Origin of the sequence: Agrobacterium larrymoorei, from assembly GCF_005145045.1 — a bacterium.
Lineage (GTDB): Bacteria > Pseudomonadota > Alphaproteobacteria > Rhizobiales > Rhizobiaceae > Agrobacterium > Agrobacterium larrymoorei.
The window spans coordinates 2,226,469-2,244,658 of the sequence record NZ_CP039691.1; the positions used below are offsets into that span (position 1 = coordinate 2,226,469).

Below are 18,190 nucleotides of genomic sequence, written 5' to 3' on the forward strand. Positions count from 1 at the left end.
GTCACAATCCCACTCGTCTGAACGGCGCAGTCAGCCGCTCGTAACCCGCAGGCACGCCAGCAGGCTGGTCGGCAGCGGCCACCACCCCGCGAAAGGCGAACATATGTGCAATGTGGATAAGCATTGCCCGCTTCAGCGTATCGGGCACATCCGCGCCGCTTTCGCCGAAACCAGCCGTAAAATCGATCTCGATACCGTTCAGCGGCTGGCCGGGGTTGGGCGGCTGGCGCAGCCACAGACGCGCCGGTCTGGCCTCGCCATCCAGAAGCCTGTCGGTCCCGGTCACGTCGAGCGGATCGCCCGCATCGTCGAAAACCAGAATCTTTTCGATGGCTTGCACCGGCCCCTTCGCAATCTGAATCACGCCATCCTTCGGCCATTCGTCCAGATAAAGCCGATAGGTCTGGCGCATCAGGCAAAGCCCGGTTCCGCGCTCAAGATGCTCCCTTACAGTGCGGATCAGCGCGCTCAGCAGCGCATCCTCATGCTCGCCATCCAGCCGCAAATGCGCCTTCACATCGGCAAGCGTCACCGCCTCCGCTGTGGGCGGAGTGATTTGTGCATAGGTCATGGGGTCTCCGGGAAGTGGAAATCAGGGTCGTTGCCGTGGCAACTATTGTCCATCATTGCCCGTGGCACACCCCCCTCTGTCCTGCCGGACATCTCCCCCACAGGTGGGGAGATTGGCAAGTGGCGCGACCTTCGCTTCATTCTCAACCTTCAAGATGAGCGAGCGATCGCGGCGAGTCGATCTCCCCACCTGTTGTACAGCCTTGAGACATAGTTGACAGATGTTCGGAGACATCCCTGACAGTTTTGCTCTGTGGCAAAGGAGGTCGGGATGGCTTGGCGGGAGGTGTCTGTCGTGGATCAGCGAAGCGAATTTGTGATGCTTGCGTCGTTGGAGGGGGCCAATGTTTCGGCTTTGTCCAAGCGTTTCGGCATCAGTCGGCAGACGGGGTATCTTTGGCTGCGGCGGGCAAAGGCGGGAGAGACCGTGCAGGATCGCTCCCGTCGTCCGCATTCAAGCCCTTTTCGAACCCCCGATGATCTGGAGCGCAGTGTCGTCGATATTCGTGACGAGCACCCGGCCTGGGGTGCCCGCAAGATCGCAAGGCGAATGCGCGACCTTGGTATGGAGCCGCCTTGCGTCTCCACCGTGCATGCCGTTCTTTCCCGCCATGGCAGGATCGGGGCGCGACCGAGTGAGCGCATGGCAAACGGTCGCTTCGAGCGCGAGGCGCCCAACCTCCTCTGGCAAATGGACTTCAAAGGGCGCATCCAGATGGCCTGTGGCAACTGGTGCTATCCCCTAACCATCATCGATGACCACTCCCGCTTCGCCATTGCCATCGAAGCCTGCCCCAACGAGCAGCTGGAGACCGTTCGGGCCAGGCTGGAGGCGATCTTTCGTCGCTATGGCATGCCGATGGCCATTTACTGCGACAATGGCAATCCATGGGGTGCGGGCGTGCCCAATCAATGGACGCGGCTGCGGGTCTGGCTGTTGAAGCTTGGCATCGAATTGATCCATTCCCGGCCTTATCATCCGCAGGGTCGTGGCAAGAACGAACGGTTTCATCGTAGTCTCAAGGCGGAAGTGACGGACTTCACAACGCTCTTGGATCAGGCCCACGCCCAAAAAGCGTTCGACCGCTGGCGCCGTATCTACAATCACCATCGCCCGCACGAAGCGCTCGGCATGGCCGTGCCCGCAAGCCGCTATCGGCCTTCCTCACGTGCATTTCCCAACCAGCTTCCAGAGCCCATCTACGACAGAAGCGAGATCGTTCGCTGCGTCAGTTCGACCAAGGGCTATGTCAGCTTCAAGGGCAAGACCTGGCGGGTGCCGAACGCCTTCAGAAACGAACGCCTGGCCATCCGATCCCTCAACCGCACAGGCCTCTACGGCGTCTTCTTCGGCGCAACCCAGGTCGCAAAAATCAACCTTGAAAGCTAGGCCGCACTGTCAGGGATGTCTCCGAACATCTGTCAGGGATGTGTCCGGTCTTTACACCTGTGGGGGAGATGTCCGGCAGGACAGAGGGGGGTGTGCCACGGGCAATGACGCTTATCGTCGTCTTCCACCATGTCGGGCCAATCCCGACATGGTGGAAGTATTGAAAACAATTAGCTCGCCGCAAACTTCACCAGCTTCAGCGCCTCGAAATTCTGCACCCCGCCGCCCACGCGCTTCGTCGTGTAAAACAGCACATAGGGCTTGGCGGAATAAGGATCGCGCAGAATGCGGATGCCCGTGCGGTCCACCACCAGATAACCGGCGCGGAAATCACCGAAGGCCACGGAGAAGCTGTCGGCGGCAATATCCGGCATATCCTCCGCCTCGGCCACCGGAAAGCCCAGCAGTGTCGCCGCCTGGCCCGCACTTGCCGGGGCGTTCCAAAGGTAGTTGCCGGTCGAGTCCTTGAACTTGCGCAGCGTGCTCTGCGTCTTGCGGTTCATCATGAAGTTGCCATTCTGGCGATGCCCCGCTTTCAGCGAATAGATCGCGTCGATCAGCACATCCTGCGCGCCGCTGCTGGCAAAGGCACCGGCAGCGCCCGTCGCGACATAGCCGATCTTGCCCCAACTCCAGCTGGCATTTGCCACCTTGTCATAGGCCAGAACGCCTTTCGGCTTGTTCACGCCATCGCCGCTCACGAAGGCGGTCCCTTCCTGCTCGGCAAAAGCAATATCCACCTCGGCTGCAATCCACGCCTCGATGTCCACCGCCGCATCGTCCAGCAGGCTCTGCGTGGCGGCGGGCATGGCGTAAAGTTCCATGGTCGGGAAGGTCAGTTCGGAAAGCTGTGGCGTGTTGGTCTGGGGGCGTGCCGCCGTTTCCGAAACCCACCCCGTGGAAAGCCCGCTCAGCGCGAAGGGCTTCTTCAGCACCGCGCCGGAAACCTGCCGCACGGTGGCCAGGGCACGGATCGGAGAAACCACCGCCATGCGCCTGCCAATATCGCTATCCGTCTCACTCGGCAGCAGATACCCGCCATCCGCCACCGCGCTGCCGGAAAACGCCTTGGCCTCGAGATCGCGCAGGCCACCTTCCTCGCCCCGGCGAATATAGGCCTCGAAGGCCGCCTTATGCTCCTGCGTATCGGCAGATGCCCCGCCCCTGCGGCCCAGCGCCGGTCGCGCCCGCTTCAGCGTCAGCTCATCCATCGCCTGCTTGTTTTCATCCAGAGCCTTGTCGATGCGGTCCAGCTTTTCGCGCGTCAGCACATCGGCGCTCATCTTGCGCTCGATATCGGAAAGCCGCTCATCGTTCGTCTCCCGAAACGCCTCGAACGCCTCCATAAAATCATCAAACGCCGCCGTCATCGTATCCGGCACGGCTTTGATCTGAGGTGCGACACCGTGTGAAGAAGTCTGTTCTGTCATAGGTTTTCCTCTGTTGAAAAAATGGAAAATTGCATGGATGTTGACGTCCGCTTTGCCACCGAAGCCCGCCACAAACTCGCGTCATCCTCGGGCTTGACCCACTACTGTCCGGTTTAAATTTCAGTCCCACATCAGCACCATCTGGTTTGGGGATTTGGACGGTTGTGTGGGTGGTTTAAGGAGTTGGTCGGATCGCCTTTTGTGCATGAGGTTGAGGCGTACGAGGCGGGTGAAGGTGAGCGGTTGCGTGATGGCGCTCTGGCAGGCCTGCGCCATGCGCAGCACAAGATAGGCGATGAGGGCGACATAGGTCTGGATGCGCACGGCGTTTTCGGATGCTCCGAAGAAATGGCGTATCCTGAGGTTCTGCTTGACCCATTTAAAGAACAGTTCGATCTGCCAGCGCTGTTTGTAAAGCTCGGCAATCTCTTCGGCTGGCGCATCCAGATCGTTGGTGACGAGCCGGATGGTCCTGCCCGTGTCGATCCGCACCGCGATCTCGCGCAACGGTTCGGAAAAGGGATTGCGTCTCGAGCGCGCCATGCGTTGTGCCAACAGCCCGATCCTGTCGCACAGGATGTGATCGCTCTCGCTTGGAGGCTGTTCGGTGGCGGCCTGAAGATGCGTGTTGGTCTTAAGCCGTGTGACGAAGCGGCAGCCTGCCCGGTCCAGCGCTGCCCACCACGCGAAATCATAGTAAGCCAGATCAAAGACATAGGTCATGCCGGGTTCGATCGGCATGGCCTTTGCGGGCACGATGTCGTTGGTTCTCTGGCCTGTCATGGTCATCGCCATGGGGATGTCGCCATTCGGATCGTAGGCGACATGCAGCTTGGCGGCTCTGCGCCCGCTGACCATATCGGCCCAACCATTGCTCATGGAGGAGACGGCGACGCGGGTGGCGTCGAGCAGGCGCACCGCATCGCGGATATGGCGACGGGTTCTTCGGCTGGCGGCAGCCGCCATATGGGAAAACAGATCGGCAAAGACGTCCGCAGGCCTTGTGGCATTGGCATCGGCAAGGGTGGAGCGCGCCACGCCGTGGGCACCCAGATGATAAAGCTGGTTGCGGTGGCTCGACAGCCCTGCCTCGATCTCGCGCAGGCTTTGCGCGCCGGAAAGTTGAGCAAACAGAAGCGCCAGCAACTGGTCCTTCATCGAAAACCGCCGAACCCTGTGATCGCCCTTGTACTTATCCACAAGCCCTTCGAAGACCTGCCAGGGAACATGCTTCTGTATTTGATGAAAAACGCTATTCTGGTGGCGCATGACGTTGATCTCCTGTTCGTGTCCAGATCGCCGCGAAACGTCTGAAACCGAGTAGAATCAATGTCATGCGCCTTGTCCAGAAATTTAAACCGGACAGCAGTGGGCTTGACCCGAGGATCCATTGCCGTCGCGGTGTCTATGGATCCTCGGGTCAAGCCCACTGCTGTCCGGTTTAAATGTGCGGATACGAGGCAAGGCTTTGAATGCATTGCAGCTCCATCCTTCAAATCCAGCAGGGACACGCGACGGCGTTCGCCGCAGGGTGTCGACGGTGCAACCCCACTTCCGTCATCCCGGACTTGATCCGGGATCCAGCCAGACCAAGTCCTTGGTCTGAAAGAATTTTTCGACGCGCAAACGCGCGTCTTCTGGACCCCGGCTCAGGGCCGGGGTGACGGGCGGGGGAGCTGTTCTCGCCTCAAACTATCCACTCAGTTTAAACCGGACAGCAGTGGCTCAGGCCTGGGTATGACGCCCTCGGAGAGCCCCACCCACTCACCCCCGAAACACCCCCGCCGCCAGCGTCCTCGCCGCGCGGCGCATCGTGCGAACCAGCTCCGTCTCGCGGTCGCGAAAGAACCGGGCGTGTTTCACATCCGAAACGCGGGCAGAGGGCAGCATGGGAAATGTCACCACCGAGATTTCCCACAGATCGGCCTCCAGAATGCGCCGCACGCCATCGCGTCCGGCCTTGCCCGCGCGCACCGTCTGGAAGCCGATGGAAAGTCCATCCAGCGCGCCGGTTTTCATCAGCGAATGAACTTCCTTCGCCCGCGCCACATCCGGCGCCAGCACGCCCTCGACATAGAGCCCGCGCTCATCCTCGCGGATGGTGCGCCAGGCACCGATGGGCTGCGCGGGATCATGCTGGAACAGCATACGAATACCGGCAGCGCCACGCTCCTGCAGAGACCGCTGAAACGCGCCCCGCTCAATCACATCGCGCCCCAGATCCACCTCGCCAAACACACTGGCATAGCCGGAAAACGAGCCATCGAAGGCAATGCCGCGCAGTTCCAGATTGGCAAATTTGCGCGTGGCAGGCCGCGGCCCGCGATAAACGTGCATGAAAATCTCCTGGGATTTTTTCAGAAATAAAGTCCGGCAAATGATGTCGGCTAAGGAAAAAGCAACGCGACTCTACAGCTGCGCTGCCTGTGTCGATTTTTGCAAGTCCTCTTCGATCAGCCGTTATGACTGGCGAAACAGACTTGAACTCAATTGAAGAGGATCGAAACTTTGTTTTAATCTTGCATCAATCGATATTGCGATCAGCGGAAAATTGCCTACACTCCCGGCTGGTAAAACTTAAATAAAAACACCGTTTCACGCTATTTTAGACAAGCCAATTTAAGAGCATCGTTATCCAATGAAGCAGCGTTTCATTTTAAGCCGCCTGAATATTTCCATGGCTCTGGCATTATTGACAATCGTCACATCGCTTTCGGTTTCCTATTTGGCCACCGGTCAGATTTTCAGCACCGTAAAAATGCCTGTGCTTAGAACATATGGCGGTACGACCTTCGAGGATATCGAAAACCTGCAACTCTGGCGTCTTGCAACAGCTCAGCTCATCCATGCAAAACAGGCTCATATGCTTCTCAATGCGTTATGCCTGTTCTTGATCGGAAGCCTGGTAGAAAGAATCGTCGGAGGATGGCGAACGTTTTTGATTTGGCTTGTTGCAGGCGGCACGGCCACCGTCATCAGCCCCATTCTTACCGAAGCGCCGTGGAATGTTGGCACGGGATCATCGCAGGCAACCTTCGCCTTTGCTGGATGCGCAATAGTTCTTGCGCTTTCTGGTACACTCAAGCGAAAATCGGTCTGGCCGTTGATTTGTCTTGTAGTTTTACCAGGCGTCACGCTCGATCTGATATATGGTGGCTATCCTAAGCCGGGCCATGTAACCGGTCTCCTGATTGGAATGCTCTTCGGAAAGTTTTATGACATCCGTCAGGTAAAGGCGCGCTTGCCGCAGGTATAGCAGACAAAGCCCCCAAGCCTGTCACTCCCTCGGGCGCACCGCATATCGGTCCGCAATCCGCACCATCAGCCCCAGCCCCCACCAGGCGCAGAGGCTTGCCGCGGCGGAGCCGGTCAGCATCACGTCCTGACCGCTGAGGCCCCCGGCGATATCCAGCCGCTTGACGATCCACAGCCCCACCGGGCCACCGAAAATCATGCCGCAGGCAAGCCCCGTCAGAAACCGGCTGGCCGCCTCGCGATGCGTCTGCGGCAAAAGATAGATCAGCGAAACACCGGCACCCGCCACGGCACCTGTAAACCGCGCGGCCAGAATGCCGCTCTCATTGGCGAATTCAGACATGGGTAATCATTCCGGGTTAGAGTGTCATAAGTTGCAATCCGGATGCCTTCGCACCCGGAACGATCATCTTTTGCGTTTTGATGAATCTTCTGAATCGCTTGCAAGGAAACCTTGGCAAAGAGATTCCGGTCGTTGAGAAAATGGTTCAACGGAAGGCAGGACGGAGCGGCGGGGTTATCTCTCCCTCCTGAACTTATAGAAGGGGTGGGAGAGAAAGCGATTTCAACATCTTAAGCGCAGCTTAAGTGTTAGAAATCGCAAGTGAGGGGTTTGCCGCGACCTTAAACGTAACCCCTCACCTGAAAAATCTATGACTTAGCTTGCGCTAAGATCATGATTTTTCTTCCTCTCCCACAGGGGGAGAGGTAACTGCCGCCCCAACTGCCTCAATACCCCACAGCCTCCCGCTTCTCCTCATCGCTCAAAAACGCCGCGGCCCCCACCCGCGTCCACAGCGCGTCGCGCTCGCTGGAAAGGCCGGCAATCTTGTCCAGATCGGCCTCCAGCCGCACATCGCCTGCAAACAGCGGCGCGAGCCACACCGAGAGGCTTGCAGCAGTTCGGTTGATCAGCGGCAGCACCGTCAGGCGGTAAAAGGCGCGGTTGGCTTCCTGATAATTGGCATAGGTATTGTCGCCGGGAATGCCGAGCAGCATGGGCGGCACGCCGAGCGATAGCGCGATGTCGCGCGCCGCACCGTTCTTCGCCTCCATGAAATCCATGTCGCGTGGGGAAAGCCCCATGCTCTTCCAGTCCAGCCCGCCTTCCAGAAGCAGCGGGCGCCCGGCGTTCACTGCGCCCGCATAACCCTCCTCCAGCTCACGCTTCAGCCGCTCATATTGCTCGATCGAAAGGTTGCCGCCCTCCTTGGGCTGGTACACCAGCGCGCCGGAAGGTCTTGCGGAATTGTCCAGCAGCCGCTTGTTCCAGTGGCTTGCCGCATTGTGCAGGTCGAGCGCCGCCCCCGCCGAAGCCAGCGGCGAAAGCCCGTTATGGTCGTCCAGCGGATTGAACAGCTTCAGGTGCAGAAGCCCCAACCCATCGCGATCCGCCGCAATGCGCCGCGCTGCCCTGCCTTCCGCGCGATAATCGAACGCGGCAGGCCAGCCATCCGCCCCCTCGACGAGGGTAACCCGGTCCGGTCGCAGCAGATGCAGTTCCCGCAGCCGCCCGCCCACCAGAACCGGCTCGATGAACCCGTTGCCGGAGAGCAGAAGATGTCCGTAAAGCGCCTCGAAGAAATCCGGCCCGCTCATCTGCGCATTGGGCCGGTGGAGCAGCCTCAGCAGCGCATGCTCGCCAATCTCCTCTTCGCCTTCGTAAAGCAGCCAGCTGATCGAAGCCGCCGCCTCCGCCACCATTCGCGCGGCTCGATGTGCCACCGGGTTCTTCATAAACCCCTCCCGCGAAAGCGCCGCATAGCTGCGCCCCGACCAATGCGCCCGCCCAGCCTCGCTCGAAAGCACCAGAACACCGCCAGCATGCGCCTTTTCTTCGCGCACACCCAAACGCTCCACCGGGCGCCGCCACGGCAGGGGAATAGAAAATTTCATGGGAATTTTATCCTATTCTTCCATAGAGAAAAGGCCCGCTCTTGGCAAGAACGAGCCTTTTCATCACTAAATCAGATCAATTGTAGCGCTACTTTATGCTGGAACGAAGCTCTCCACGCTGATATCCGGATCGAAATCCACCCTGCGGGCTTTTCCGTCAGCAGTCTTGAGAACAAGTTCCACACCGCCTCCGATAGCATGCATGTAGCGCACGACCGACGACAGCAGTACGTCATCTGCATTCTCGATCTTCGATATGGCGTTTTGCGTCGAATTGGCTCGAACAGCGACGTCCTGCTGGGTGGCATTCATGGCCTTCCGCAAGTCTGCCAGCGCTCTTCCCAACCGACGCTCTTCCCGCTTCGCGTTCAGCCTCTGTTGAACATCATCCGGCAATTCGGCTCTGAAGCTCTTCCATTCATCGCTCATGTTTTCACCTCTTTCAGCCATGCGTCGAAGCGGGCGTCTGCCTTTGCGATAAGCTGACGACAGAACCGCGCTTCATTTACGCCCTGCTTGTCAGCGCCACATAAGATAATCGCACTCTTTTCCGGATCGAATGCAAAAGCGAACCTCCAGACCTGTTTTCCATGGCGCACCCTGATCTCTTTCATGTTGGCGTGCCGGGAGGCGTTTAGAGTATCCACCTCGGGACGTCCTAAAAAAGGACCTTCTTCTTCAAGACGGTCAAGCACATCGCCCACGAGCTCTTTCAGAGCCAGATCAAGCGCTTTCCACTCTGGAATGAAGCCGGAATGAAATCGAACCGTATACAGCTTTCCACCTCACAATATATCTTTAAGTATATAATTGCAATATGCGATGTGATTTCAGGCGCTCATCCAATCGGCGCCTTCACAGCCCTGTCGCTATCGAAATCCGCCGCAACCCGCGTATCCCGCAGCGGTTTCACCGTTCGCGTCGAAAGGTCATAAGCAGGGTCGGCCTTGTAAGCCGCCAGCGCTTCCTCGTTTTCGAACTCACCATAAACGATGAAATCCACCGAATTGCCCCACTGGTCCTTCTTCACATTCTCACCGATTTCTAGCTTCAGCGCGTGGGGAATGGCGGTCAGCCCGGAGAGGCCCTTGCGCACGGCGTCGCGGTTGGCTTCCGGCACGGTGAAGAAAACGATATGGCGGATCATGGTTCGGGCACCTGTCATGTCAATCATCGGGCAGTCTTTCAAAACCGGTTATCACCCTGCTGTGGCGGGTTCAATCCGGCTCGCAAGAAGTGCCGCATAAAAGGCCTTGGCATGGCTTGCGATCAGTGCGGCCCTGTCCGTGCCGTTGATGATGGCCCGCGCACCTTCCCAATCGGTGCGCTGAGCATTGAGATAATGTGAAAGCCGCCTGCCGGTGAAGCTGCCGTTTCGCATCCCTTCGATCAGGATCACGGCGGATGTCTTCGGCTCCATCGCCAGATGCGGCGCCGCCACCAGATCGATACCCGTCAGCACGGACATCGCCTCGTAATTGCGCCGATGCGTCAGTTGCACCAGCCCCCGCCCCAGCCAGCTTTTGCCGTCCGCATCGCGCCGCCAATAGGGCGTCCTTACCTGCGGAAGCCTGCCGGCTGCAAAAGCAGCGTCCAGAATACGAATGGCCGCCTCATCGCTCGCCGCCAGCGTCTCACGCACCGGCTGCATCGTCGCCGCCGTCTCGTGCAGCGCTGTCGCCAGCATGTATGCCAGATGCCTCGCACCCCCCTGCTCGCCCCGGCCATAGTAAAGATCGAGGATAATCTCGGTCCCCTTCACCTGGCCGGAGGTCAACTTGCCGCCGAACGGATTCGCACGGACGGCGGAAAAGAATCGCTGCCTGTTCAACGTCATCATAACCTTTGTGAATAGCAATCGCGTAAGTTGCGGTTTTTCCACATGACAGCACGCATCACTTAAATCGATTTGAAAAAATCTTAATCGATTTTAATTCTTGCGAACCGTTTTAAGGGAAAATTTTACCTTGAATTGCGGAACCTCAGACGTCTTACTCGGTTTCAGCACCCGCATATGGAGCTGCATCAACCCAGTCAGGAGGAATGCCATGACAGCGACAATCCCCCAGCACACCTATGACCGCCTCGAGAACGAGTGGCGGCAGATGCGCGAAGTCGGCGCTCAGCCAAAGCCTTCGCAGTCTCCGAAGAAGTAACCGTCGCAACCACGGCATGATGCCGCCAGTTCCGACATGAAAATCGCCCGTGATGTGCCGCAAGGCGTATCGCGGGCGTTTTTATAGCGTGGACATATTAGGTATTGTGCGTCCAGCAAGCAGGATACGCCATAAGCGCGACATCACCCCCGCTTCGTAAGGCTGACCATGCCCTTTTGAACCATCTCAATCACTTGCGACAGGACATGTTCGAAGAACTCCTGCGGAAGAATGCCATAATCCACTCTCGAAAAATCCGAAGGTAAAGGCCTGAGGTGCGGGCCGGGCCAGATGAACCGGTTTGTTTCACCAAGCCTTATATAGTTCCCGCCATCGTCCAGTCCACAGTGCCTGCAGATTTCGACGGGTATCTCGATGGAAAGATCCTCTTCACCAGGCTCCGGTGGTGAATGGGTAATCGGTATTACCGTCACCTGTCCGGTTTTTCTGGAAGACAGTATGATGGCGCATGGGCGATCCTTGTCGCCCTCCGTACGTCCGTCCAACTCTTGCTTGCGCCACAGATAATTATACCGAATAACGAGCCCAGGGACGGGTTCAGGCAGCGTCACTCAGATACCACGCCCCATTTGGTGTTTCGAAGTTCGGAAAGCGTCTCATCGTCGAACTCTTCAAAAGTCACGACTTCGCGTTCATTCTTTTTAAGCCGGAGATAATTCTCGAGTTCCTTCGCACTTAGATAGCCGCCAATCACGCGGTCATGAGATGTAACCTCGATGACACCGGCAGAATGCGCCTCGTCCTGATAGCGCGCGAAGCTCCGCGAAAACTTTGTCGCTGAAACCTGAAGAACATTCGCCATGTGATAAACTCCTTCCAGTGCAGCTTCCAAAATATCACCATTTCAGACATTTCACTAAGCCGCTTACTTAATGTGAAAAATACACAATTTACACATCATTGTCTACCTGACGCTTTGGTGGTTAGATAAAACAAACAAGCGTTATCCACTCAAAGTCAGCCGCACTTTCGGCATGCATAACGCCTCACATCCCCCTCACCCGCGGCTCCGCCATCACCTCCATCGCCAAAGCCGTCAGCGCCCAGACCAGTGCGTCCAGCCGGTCCGGAGATCGTCCTGAGCTCAACCCATCCGGCCCGAAATCTGCCATCTGGTCTTCCAGCTTTTCAAACCGCCCGGCATGGCGCACCCGGCCCTGCTCGTAAAGTGCTGCCACGGGTTCGGCGCGGGTGAACTTGCCCCGGCTTGCCCGCACCATGGTCACGGGCAGGTTGGCGTCGATGCTTTTCAGCATCGCGTTCACCATCTCGCCGCCCTGGTTCACCTCGGCCACAACGCGGTCGGCGTCGAAGCGGCGATAGGCGGCCACCACGGCGCGGGCCCAGCCTGCCGGGGTCGCGCCTTCCACGGAGCAATCCGCCAGCACCCAGAACCGCCCGTCTATGCCGATGCCCGCCACCACGATACCGCAGCAGGAACCTTCGCCCGCGCCCGCTGGCGGGTCCACCGCCACAACGATGCGGGCCAGCGCTTCCGCACGCTCCGCAAATATCGCCTCGATATCGGCCCGCTTCCACAGCGCGTCGTCGCGGTCGGCAATCAGTTCGCCGTCCAGTTCCTGCCGCCCCAGCCGCGTGCCGCCATAGCGGCGCATCATGGCGTCGATGAAGCCGGGAGACAGGTTCTGCGCATTGTCATGCGTGCGCATCCGCACCACCCGGCTCGCAGAATCTGCCATCAGCGCCTTCAAGAGCGGTATCGGCCTCGGTGTCGTCGTAATCAGCTGTTGCGGCCATTCGCCCAGTCGCAGGCCAAATTGCAGCATGTCCCAGCATTCCTGCGCATGCTTCCATTTTGCCAGCTCATCGGCCCAGGCATAATGAAACTGCGGCCCGCGCAGGCTTTCCGGGTCTTCGGAAGAAAATATCTGCGCCATCGCGCCGTTCGGCCACACCAGCCTGCGGCGCGACGCCTCGAATTCCGGTCTTCTGACCCGGGCGATCCGGCAAATACCGGAAACGCCGTCGATCATCACCTCGCGGGCATCTCCCAGCGTTTCGGCCACCAGCGCAATGCGCAGATCGGATTTTTCGCCAGCAGACGCAATTCTGTGCACCCATTCGGCACCCGCCCGCGTCTTGCCCGAACCGCGCCCGCCAATCAGCAGCCAGTTGCGCCATGCGCCTTCCGGCGGCTGCTGCGCAAGGCTGCCGATAATCCGCCAGTCGCGGTTCAGCCGCCAGACATGCTCTTTCAGATATCGCTCGGTCAATCGCGCAACCATGCCTCGCTCAATGTCCTGCCTGCGAATATCGGGCGCATCGGAACCCAGGTGGCACATGTCCGCCCGCGCCGCACTATTCAGTGCCTTTACCCGCCCTTTTCGCCGGAGATACACCGGCTTGAGCAAGGCATTGCGCGCTCGTTCGGCCTCGCTCGTCACCATTACACGCCCGGCTCGCTCTCCGCCTGCGGCAACACACTGCCACTATCCGATTGACCGGCTGCAAGAAGCCGTGCACGCAGTTTCTGCTCCGCAAGCTGCTCGATCCGTTTTTCGAAGAAGGCAACGGCGTCCTCATAGCTCTTAGCTTCCGCCTCACTCTCGGCTGCGGCCTCGCGGTCTCGCGCCAATTGCCGTTGCAACGTGTCGATCTTTTCCAGCGTGCGAACGATCAGCGAAATCGCATCCGTCGCCGCCTTCACATCGGCCCGCGCCATCTTTCCCGCAGCCTCATCAGCCGCATCATCCAGCGCGGCACCCGCCCCTTCGCGAAGCTCGCGAAAGAAGCGAAACTGCTCACGCATCTCCGCCGTCATGTCATTCAGCAGCCGCCACAGCTCATCCGGCCCGTTTTCGGTCCCGGCATGCTGCGGCACCGCCTTCGTCTCCAGCGCCGCATCCGGCGCATAGACATAGCGCTCCGGCCACTCGCCAAAAAGCGATGGGTCGCATTCGATTATCGATGTCATGGTGTTTCCTGCGTATCAGGCAGGATAGCGCGGCGCGCCTTATCTCTCCCCAATCTCATCAAGGGGAGTGGGAGAGAAAGCAATTCAAGATCTTAGCCAGAGGCTAAGGGCTAGAAATCGCAAGTGAGAGGTTCATTAAGGGCATTGTGCGCATCCAGACACTCCGCCGTCATCCTCGGGCTTGACCCGAGGATCCACGCCAACGCCGCCTTGCCCAATTGTGAGCAAGCCTAACCCCTCACCTGAAAAATCTATGCCTTAGCTGAAGCTAAGATCATGATTTTTCTTCCTCTCCCACAAAGGGAGAGGTACCAAGCCGCCACGTCGGCGACCTCAGTCACCGCTGCCACCCGCACTTTTCCGACTATGCCATAACCCTATCAAACCACCGTCACGCCGTCAAGGATTATTTTCCTATTCACCTCAAAAAATATTCCGCAGATTTCTTTCCACTGTCACCCGGCTCATACTACACTCACCTCCAAAGCAGAGGGGGGATGAAAACATGCCATTAAGGTGGATCAGGCGTTTGGTCGTGCCGCTGTCCAGCACCGGCATCGTGTTCGGCACGGTGCTGTTCTGCGCCTCCCTCACCCCGTCGCTCCTGCCGCGCACCTTTGTCATGCAAGGCGTTTTGTGCGGTTTTTCCTTTGCCATCGGTTATCTCATCGGTGTTTTGCTGAAGGAGGTTTACCTTTATCTCGGCCTGCCCCACCTTTCGCGGCATGACAGGCGCGGCATGCGCTTCCTCGTGACGCTGGCGGCAATTGTTGCCGCCGTCGGCTTTCTCTGGCAGGCGGCAACCTGGCAGAATTCCATTCGCGTGTTGATGGAGCTCGACCCGCTGGATAGCGGACACCCGTTCAGAACCGGCGCAATCGCCATCGTGGTTGCCGCTCTTCTCATTGGTATCACACGGTTTTTCCAGCTCGTGCGCAAGCTTTTCGCACTGCGCAGCCGCCGCTTTCTGCCTCGCAGGCTGGCCAATGTGGTGGGCATTTTCGCAGCTGTGGCGCTTGCCTGGATGCTGGTCAACGGCCTGATTTTCGATATCGGTTTGCGCTTTGCCGATAGCTCGCTGAAACAGGTGGATAGCCTCATAGAGCCGGATGTGCCGCGCCCTTCCGACCCCTTGAAGACCGGCAGCGAAGCCTCGTTGATGACGTGGGAATCGCTCGGTCGCCGTGGCCGGGAATTCGTCGCAACCGGCCCTACCGCAAGCGAAATTTCCGCCTTTACACACCGCCAGGCCATGGAGCCGATCCGCGTCTATGCCGGTCTCAATTCCGCTGAAACGCCTGCTGCCCGCGCAAAACTTGCGCTGGAAGAGTTGAAGCGCGCCGGTGGTTTCCAGCGCAAGACACTGCTGGTCGTCGTCCCCACCGGCACCGGCTGGATAGACCCGGAAGCGCTTGATACGGTTGAATATTTACACAGTGGAGACATCGCCAGCGTCGCCGTGCAATATTCCTATCTCTCAAGCTGGATCGCCCTTTTGACAGAGCCGGATTATGGCGTGGAAACCGCCCGCGCCCTGTTCGAGGAAATCTACGGTTACTGGACGACGCTGCCGAAGGAAAGCCGCCCGAAACTCTATCTCCACGGCCTCAGCCTCGGCGCGCTGAACAGCCAGAAATCCTCCGATCTTTACGATGTTCTGGCAGATCCATTCCAAGGCGCGTTGTGGAGCGGCCCGCCCTTTTCCAGCCCCACATGGCGCATGGCAACCAATGGCCGCCTGCCCGGCACGCCGCAATGGCTGCCAAAATTCCGCGATAGCTCGGTCATCCGCTTTGCCGATCAATATCAGAATGCTACCATGCCCAACGTGCCATGGGGCCCGATGCGCATCGTTTACCTGCAATATGCCAGCGACCCGATCACCTTTTTCGAGACCTCGTCCCTATACCGTCGCCCGCAATGGATGAACCAGCCGCGCGGTCGCGATGTCTCAACCTCCTTCCGCTGGTTCCCCGTCGTCACATCCCTGCAACTGGCGCTGGATGTCGCAGCCGCGACCACCGCCCCCATGGGCTATGGCCACGTCTACGCGCCTGAACATTATATCGATGCGTGGATGGAAGTAACCGCGCCGGAAGGCTGGAATGCTGAAGAGTTACAACGCCTGAAGATGTTCTTCAAAGCAAAGCGAGGCAGCACGGACCCCGCTTGAGACAGCAAAATGGCGCTTCCTTACTTAAAAGAAAGCGCCATTGAAACTTACACTTCGTCGAATGCTCCGCCTTCACGCGATGGATTGCGGTTGATCACACGTTCTTCCGCATCATCCGGCAAGGCTTCGTCGCTTTCCTGATAGGCGTCGTCTTCCGTCTCGGCCTCTTCCTCTTCAAGCTCGTGCTCGAATTCCTGAGGAATTTCGCCCTTCGCGGGAAGCTCCTCTACATCAAGGCCCGTTACGGCATTGTCCAGAGCATCTTCGCTTTCGAGTAGTGGTTCGCGCGGGTCCATTTCAATCTCCTCCGCTGAAAAATGCAGTAATATCAAGCCTGTGTGGTGGTGATGACGATCATCGCCATGTAGATGACAAAGGCCAGCATGCCGATGCCCGCAATCGCAAGAACGATGCTTTTTCCGGCTCTGTGCTTCTGGCCCTTGTTCTCATTGGCCTGCGTCGGAAAATGAACGGGATCGGTTTCCTGTATCTTCGTCATCTGGTCGTCCTTGGTAAATGTCTCCATTCAACAACGGCGCCACGGGTGCAAAGGTTCCTGCGTTTTACTGCTTCAGGCTCCACACGGTCGCGTGAGCCACGCCGCCTTCTATGGATTTCAGATGAGCCGCGCGCACCGGCTCGAAGCTGCCAAGGCGCTTGGTTCCCACATAGCGGCCATGGTCCGCAAACACCTCTATGGACCCGTAATCGATGAAGATTCGCAGCCGAAAAGGCCGCGCGCCCTCGGAAATATAGCGAGGAGACGGCCCCTCGCGACCGTCCTCATGGCGGATCCACAGGCCCGTTTCATCGCACACCACACCAAGCCGAATGTCGGGATGGTCCAGTTCCAGCTCGAAGGGAAGACCCGGCTTGGTCAGTTCGAACAGCAGTTCCACCGCCCCTGTCGAAAGTTCCACCCGCTCTCCCGCCGCCAGTCGCGTCCTGTCCAGAATGCGGTGGCGAAGACTTTCCGCAGCCCCAATCGGTGGCGTCAGCAGCGCGCCGTGGGAGAAATGCAGGCGGCGCGGCAGGGTCATCGCGGTCGGGAAATCGATCTCCGGCGTCGCATCCGCCCAGTTTGCCAGCCAGCCGATGCCGACGATGGTATCGCCATCCTGAAAGGCCTGAAACGCATAATTATCCGTGCCGAAATCCAGCTCCTGCCCAAATTCCTTGATGAATTTCTTGCCGTCGAACCAGCCCACATCCGCCATGGTCAGGTTCTTGCGGCCCGTGGCTGGGTCTTCCGAATGCATCAGGCCATAGAGCAACACCCAGCGGGTGGAGCGCGCATTGGCCGGGCCATCCAGCGGCAGCAGACAGGGGCACTCTATCGCGGTCGTCTTGTAACGTGTTTCCACCCAAAGCTTGCCCACATAGGTCCAGCCGGAAGCGGCGGTCGGGTCCTGCGTTTCGTAGAGCAGAATAACCCCGCCATTATCGCTCTGGCTGCCCAGCAGCATTTTCCACAGCCCGTCCGGCCCGCGCACAACATAAGGATCGCGGAAATCCGGCGTCAGCCCTTGGCCATCGGGCCTGTTTCCCAGCACGACCTCTGCCTGGCCCGCCATGATGAGATCGGAGGATGTGGCCGTCAGCTGTATCTGCTGTTCCGGCACCCGGTCCTGCACCTGCTCGGTGAAAAACACACGGATACCCGTGCCTTCCACCAGCGGAATGGTGGAGCCGGAATAGGCCCCGCCGCGCTTATCCGGCCTCGTCGTCAGGTCTTCGGAAGGAAACAGAAAAATCGGCAAATGCCGCCAGCGCAGGTAATCCGAAGACACCGCGTGGCCCCAATGCATGGTGTTCCAGCGCAGCCCATGCGAATAATGCTGGTAGAAAAGATGCGGCCTGCCCTCGAAACGCCCGAAGCCATTTGGATCGTTCATCCAGCCGAAAGGCGGGCGGAAATGGTAGCTATCCGGCAAATCCGGCGCGGCATTATCCGGCTTAGTGTGAACCACCGTAATGCCGGTTTCCAGCACATCCGAAGCAATAAACCAGTAGATGACAGAGACCGCAGTCGTCACCGTGTCATAGGAAAGCTCCACACGTCCGCCGCCGAAAACGTGGTAGATGCGGAAGCTGTATTCCTCCACATTGGTCGTGGAAACCTCACCAAACTTGCCATTGGCATTGGAAAAGGACACCGACCCCGGCTCCTCCGGCCTCTTCGCCTTCAGCCAGACGTGAAACGTGGCATTGACCGGAAGATCGGTCTGAATGGTGCGAATTGCGCTTTCAATCTCTTTGGAGGAAATCTCTGAGGGCAAGGCGGTGTCATTCATCCCAATATCCTTTCTTTGCAAATCATTAGCTCAGAATAGGAATGAAAATGGCAGGTTAAAGTTCATCGCA

The 18,190-nt window shown here is 58.5% G+C and carries 19 protein-coding genes and 1 pseudogene; 3 read left to right on the forward strand and 17 right to left on the reverse strand.

Annotation, left to right across the window (positions count from 1 at the left end; genetic code table 11):
• Position 1 precedes the first annotated feature (1 nt).
• Positions 2 to 571: a head-tail connector protein gene (locus CFBP5473_RS10715; protein WP_027675488.1), complete on the reverse strand. Its 570-nt coding sequence runs from the start codon at positions 569 to 571 to the stop codon at positions 2 to 4.
• Between the two features lie 270 nt (positions 572 to 841).
• Between CFBP5473_RS10715 and CFBP5473_RS10725 the strand changes: the two are divergent.
• Positions 842 to 2,007: pseudogene (locus CFBP5473_RS10725) on the forward strand (IS481 family transposase); the annotation flags it as partial.
• Between the two features lie 123 nt (positions 2,008 to 2,130).
• On the opposite strand, the gene CFBP5473_RS10730 reads toward CFBP5473_RS10725, so the two are convergent.
• The 3 genes from CFBP5473_RS10730 to CFBP5473_RS10740 all read right to left on the reverse strand — a co-directional run bounded on the left by CFBP5473_RS10730 (position 2,131) and on the right by CFBP5473_RS10740 (position 5,727).
• A complete protein-coding gene (locus CFBP5473_RS10730; protein WP_027677350.1) occupies positions 2,131 to 3,390 on the reverse strand; it encodes a phage major capsid protein in 1,260 nt (419 codons plus the stop codon).
• Between the two features lie 120 nt (positions 3,391 to 3,510).
• On the reverse strand, positions 3,511 to 4,659 hold the full coding sequence (locus tag CFBP5473_RS10735; protein WP_136954349.1) for an IS4 family transposase: 1,149 nt from the start codon (positions 4,657 to 4,659) through the stop codon (positions 3,511 to 3,513).
• A gap of 495 nt (positions 4,660 to 5,154) precedes the next feature.
• Positions 5,155 to 5,727 carry an HK97 family phage prohead protease gene (locus CFBP5473_RS10740; protein ID WP_027676915.1) on the reverse strand — a complete coding sequence of 191 codons (573 nt, stop codon included), beginning with the start codon at positions 5,725 to 5,727 and terminating at the stop codon, positions 5,155 to 5,157.
• 301 nt (positions 5,728 to 6,028) lie between these two features.
• Here CFBP5473_RS10740 and CFBP5473_RS10745 point away from each other — a divergent pair, with 301 nt between their 5' ends.
• On the forward strand, positions 6,029 to 6,646 hold the full coding sequence (locus tag CFBP5473_RS10745) for a rhomboid family intramembrane serine protease (protein WP_027676914.1): 618 nt from the start codon (positions 6,029 to 6,031) through the stop codon (positions 6,644 to 6,646).
• Positions 6,647 to 6,667: 21 nt separating this feature from the next.
• Here the strand turns inward: CFBP5473_RS10745 and CFBP5473_RS10750 are convergent, their stop codons facing one another.
• From CFBP5473_RS10750 to CFBP5473_RS10795, 10 genes are all read right to left on the reverse strand, one after another.
• Complete coding sequence (locus CFBP5473_RS10750; RefSeq protein ID WP_027676913.1) at positions 6,668 to 6,988, reverse strand: DUF6107 family protein; 321 nt, start codon at positions 6,986 to 6,988, stop codon at positions 6,668 to 6,670.
• A 386-nt stretch (positions 6,989 to 7,374) separates the two neighbouring features.
• Positions 7,375 to 8,541, reverse strand: a complete 1,167-nt coding sequence (locus tag CFBP5473_RS10755) for a phage portal protein (RefSeq protein ID WP_027676912.1) — start codon at positions 8,539 to 8,541, stop codon at positions 7,375 to 7,377.
• Positions 8,542 to 8,634: 93 nt separating this feature from the next.
• A complete protein-coding gene (locus CFBP5473_RS10760) occupies positions 8,635 to 8,970 on the reverse strand; it encodes a helix-turn-helix domain-containing protein (RefSeq protein ID WP_027676911.1) in 336 nt (111 codons plus the stop codon).
• Positions 8,967 to 9,245 (reverse strand): type II toxin-antitoxin system RelE/ParE family toxin, encoded by a 279-nt coding sequence (locus tag CFBP5473_RS10765; protein ID WP_234881746.1) that lies wholly within the window; start codon positions 9,243 to 9,245, stop codon positions 8,967 to 8,969. Before CFBP5473_RS10765 ends, CFBP5473_RS10760 begins: the two co-directional genes overlap by 4 nt.
• A 134-nt stretch (positions 9,246 to 9,379) precedes the next feature.
• On the reverse strand, positions 9,380 to 9,688 hold the full coding sequence (locus tag CFBP5473_RS10770; protein WP_027676909.1) for a Dabb family protein: 309 nt from the start codon (positions 9,686 to 9,688) through the stop codon (positions 9,380 to 9,382).
• A 51-nt stretch (positions 9,689 to 9,739) separates the two neighbouring features.
• Positions 9,740 to 10,378: a chitinase gene (locus CFBP5473_RS10775; protein ID WP_027676908.1), complete on the reverse strand. Its 639-nt coding sequence runs from the start codon at positions 10,376 to 10,378 to the stop codon at positions 9,740 to 9,742.
• A 462-nt stretch (positions 10,379 to 10,840) separates the two neighbouring features.
• Complete coding sequence (locus tag CFBP5473_RS10780; RefSeq protein ID WP_027676907.1) at positions 10,841 to 11,269, reverse strand: hypothetical protein; 429 nt, start codon at positions 11,267 to 11,269, stop codon at positions 10,841 to 10,843.
• A complete protein-coding gene (locus CFBP5473_RS10785; RefSeq protein WP_027676906.1) occupies positions 11,266 to 11,520 on the reverse strand; it encodes a hypothetical protein in 255 nt (84 codons plus the stop codon). Before CFBP5473_RS10785 ends, CFBP5473_RS10780 begins: the two co-directional genes overlap by 4 nt.
• Positions 11,521 to 11,704: 184 nt before the next feature.
• Complete coding sequence (locus tag CFBP5473_RS10790) at positions 11,705 to 12,964, reverse strand: DNA-packaging protein (protein ID WP_027676905.1); 1,260 nt, start codon at positions 12,962 to 12,964, stop codon at positions 11,705 to 11,707.
• A gap of 161 nt (positions 12,965 to 13,125) precedes the next feature.
• Complete coding sequence (locus CFBP5473_RS10795; RefSeq protein WP_027676904.1) at positions 13,126 to 13,653, reverse strand: hypothetical protein; 528 nt, start codon at positions 13,651 to 13,653, stop codon at positions 13,126 to 13,128.
• Between the two features lie 505 nt (positions 13,654 to 14,158).
• Here CFBP5473_RS10795 and CFBP5473_RS10800 point away from each other — a divergent pair.
• Positions 14,159 to 15,826 carry an alpha/beta hydrolase gene (locus tag CFBP5473_RS10800; protein WP_027676903.1) on the forward strand — a complete coding sequence of 556 codons (1,668 nt, stop codon included), beginning with the start codon at positions 14,159 to 14,161 and terminating at the stop codon, positions 15,824 to 15,826.
• A gap of 47 nt (positions 15,827 to 15,873) precedes the next feature.
• Here the strand turns inward: CFBP5473_RS10800 and CFBP5473_RS10805 are convergent, their stop codons facing one another.
• From CFBP5473_RS10805 to CFBP5473_RS10810, 3 genes are all read right to left on the reverse strand, one after another.
• Positions 15,874 to 16,122, reverse strand: coding sequence for a hypothetical protein (locus CFBP5473_RS10805; protein ID WP_027676902.1), 249 nt, complete (start codon positions 16,120 to 16,122; stop codon positions 15,874 to 15,876).
• 32 nt (positions 16,123 to 16,154) lie between these two features.
• A complete protein-coding gene (locus CFBP5473_RS25060; RefSeq protein WP_169696886.1) occupies positions 16,155 to 16,325 on the reverse strand; it encodes a hypothetical protein in 171 nt (56 codons plus the stop codon).
• Between the two features lie 64 nt (positions 16,326 to 16,389).
• Entirely contained in the window at positions 16,390 to 18,120 is a 1,731-nt protein-coding gene (locus CFBP5473_RS10810) for a GH32 C-terminal domain-containing protein (RefSeq protein ID WP_037171693.1), read from the reverse strand.
• Positions 18,121 to 18,190 lie beyond the last annotated feature (70 nt).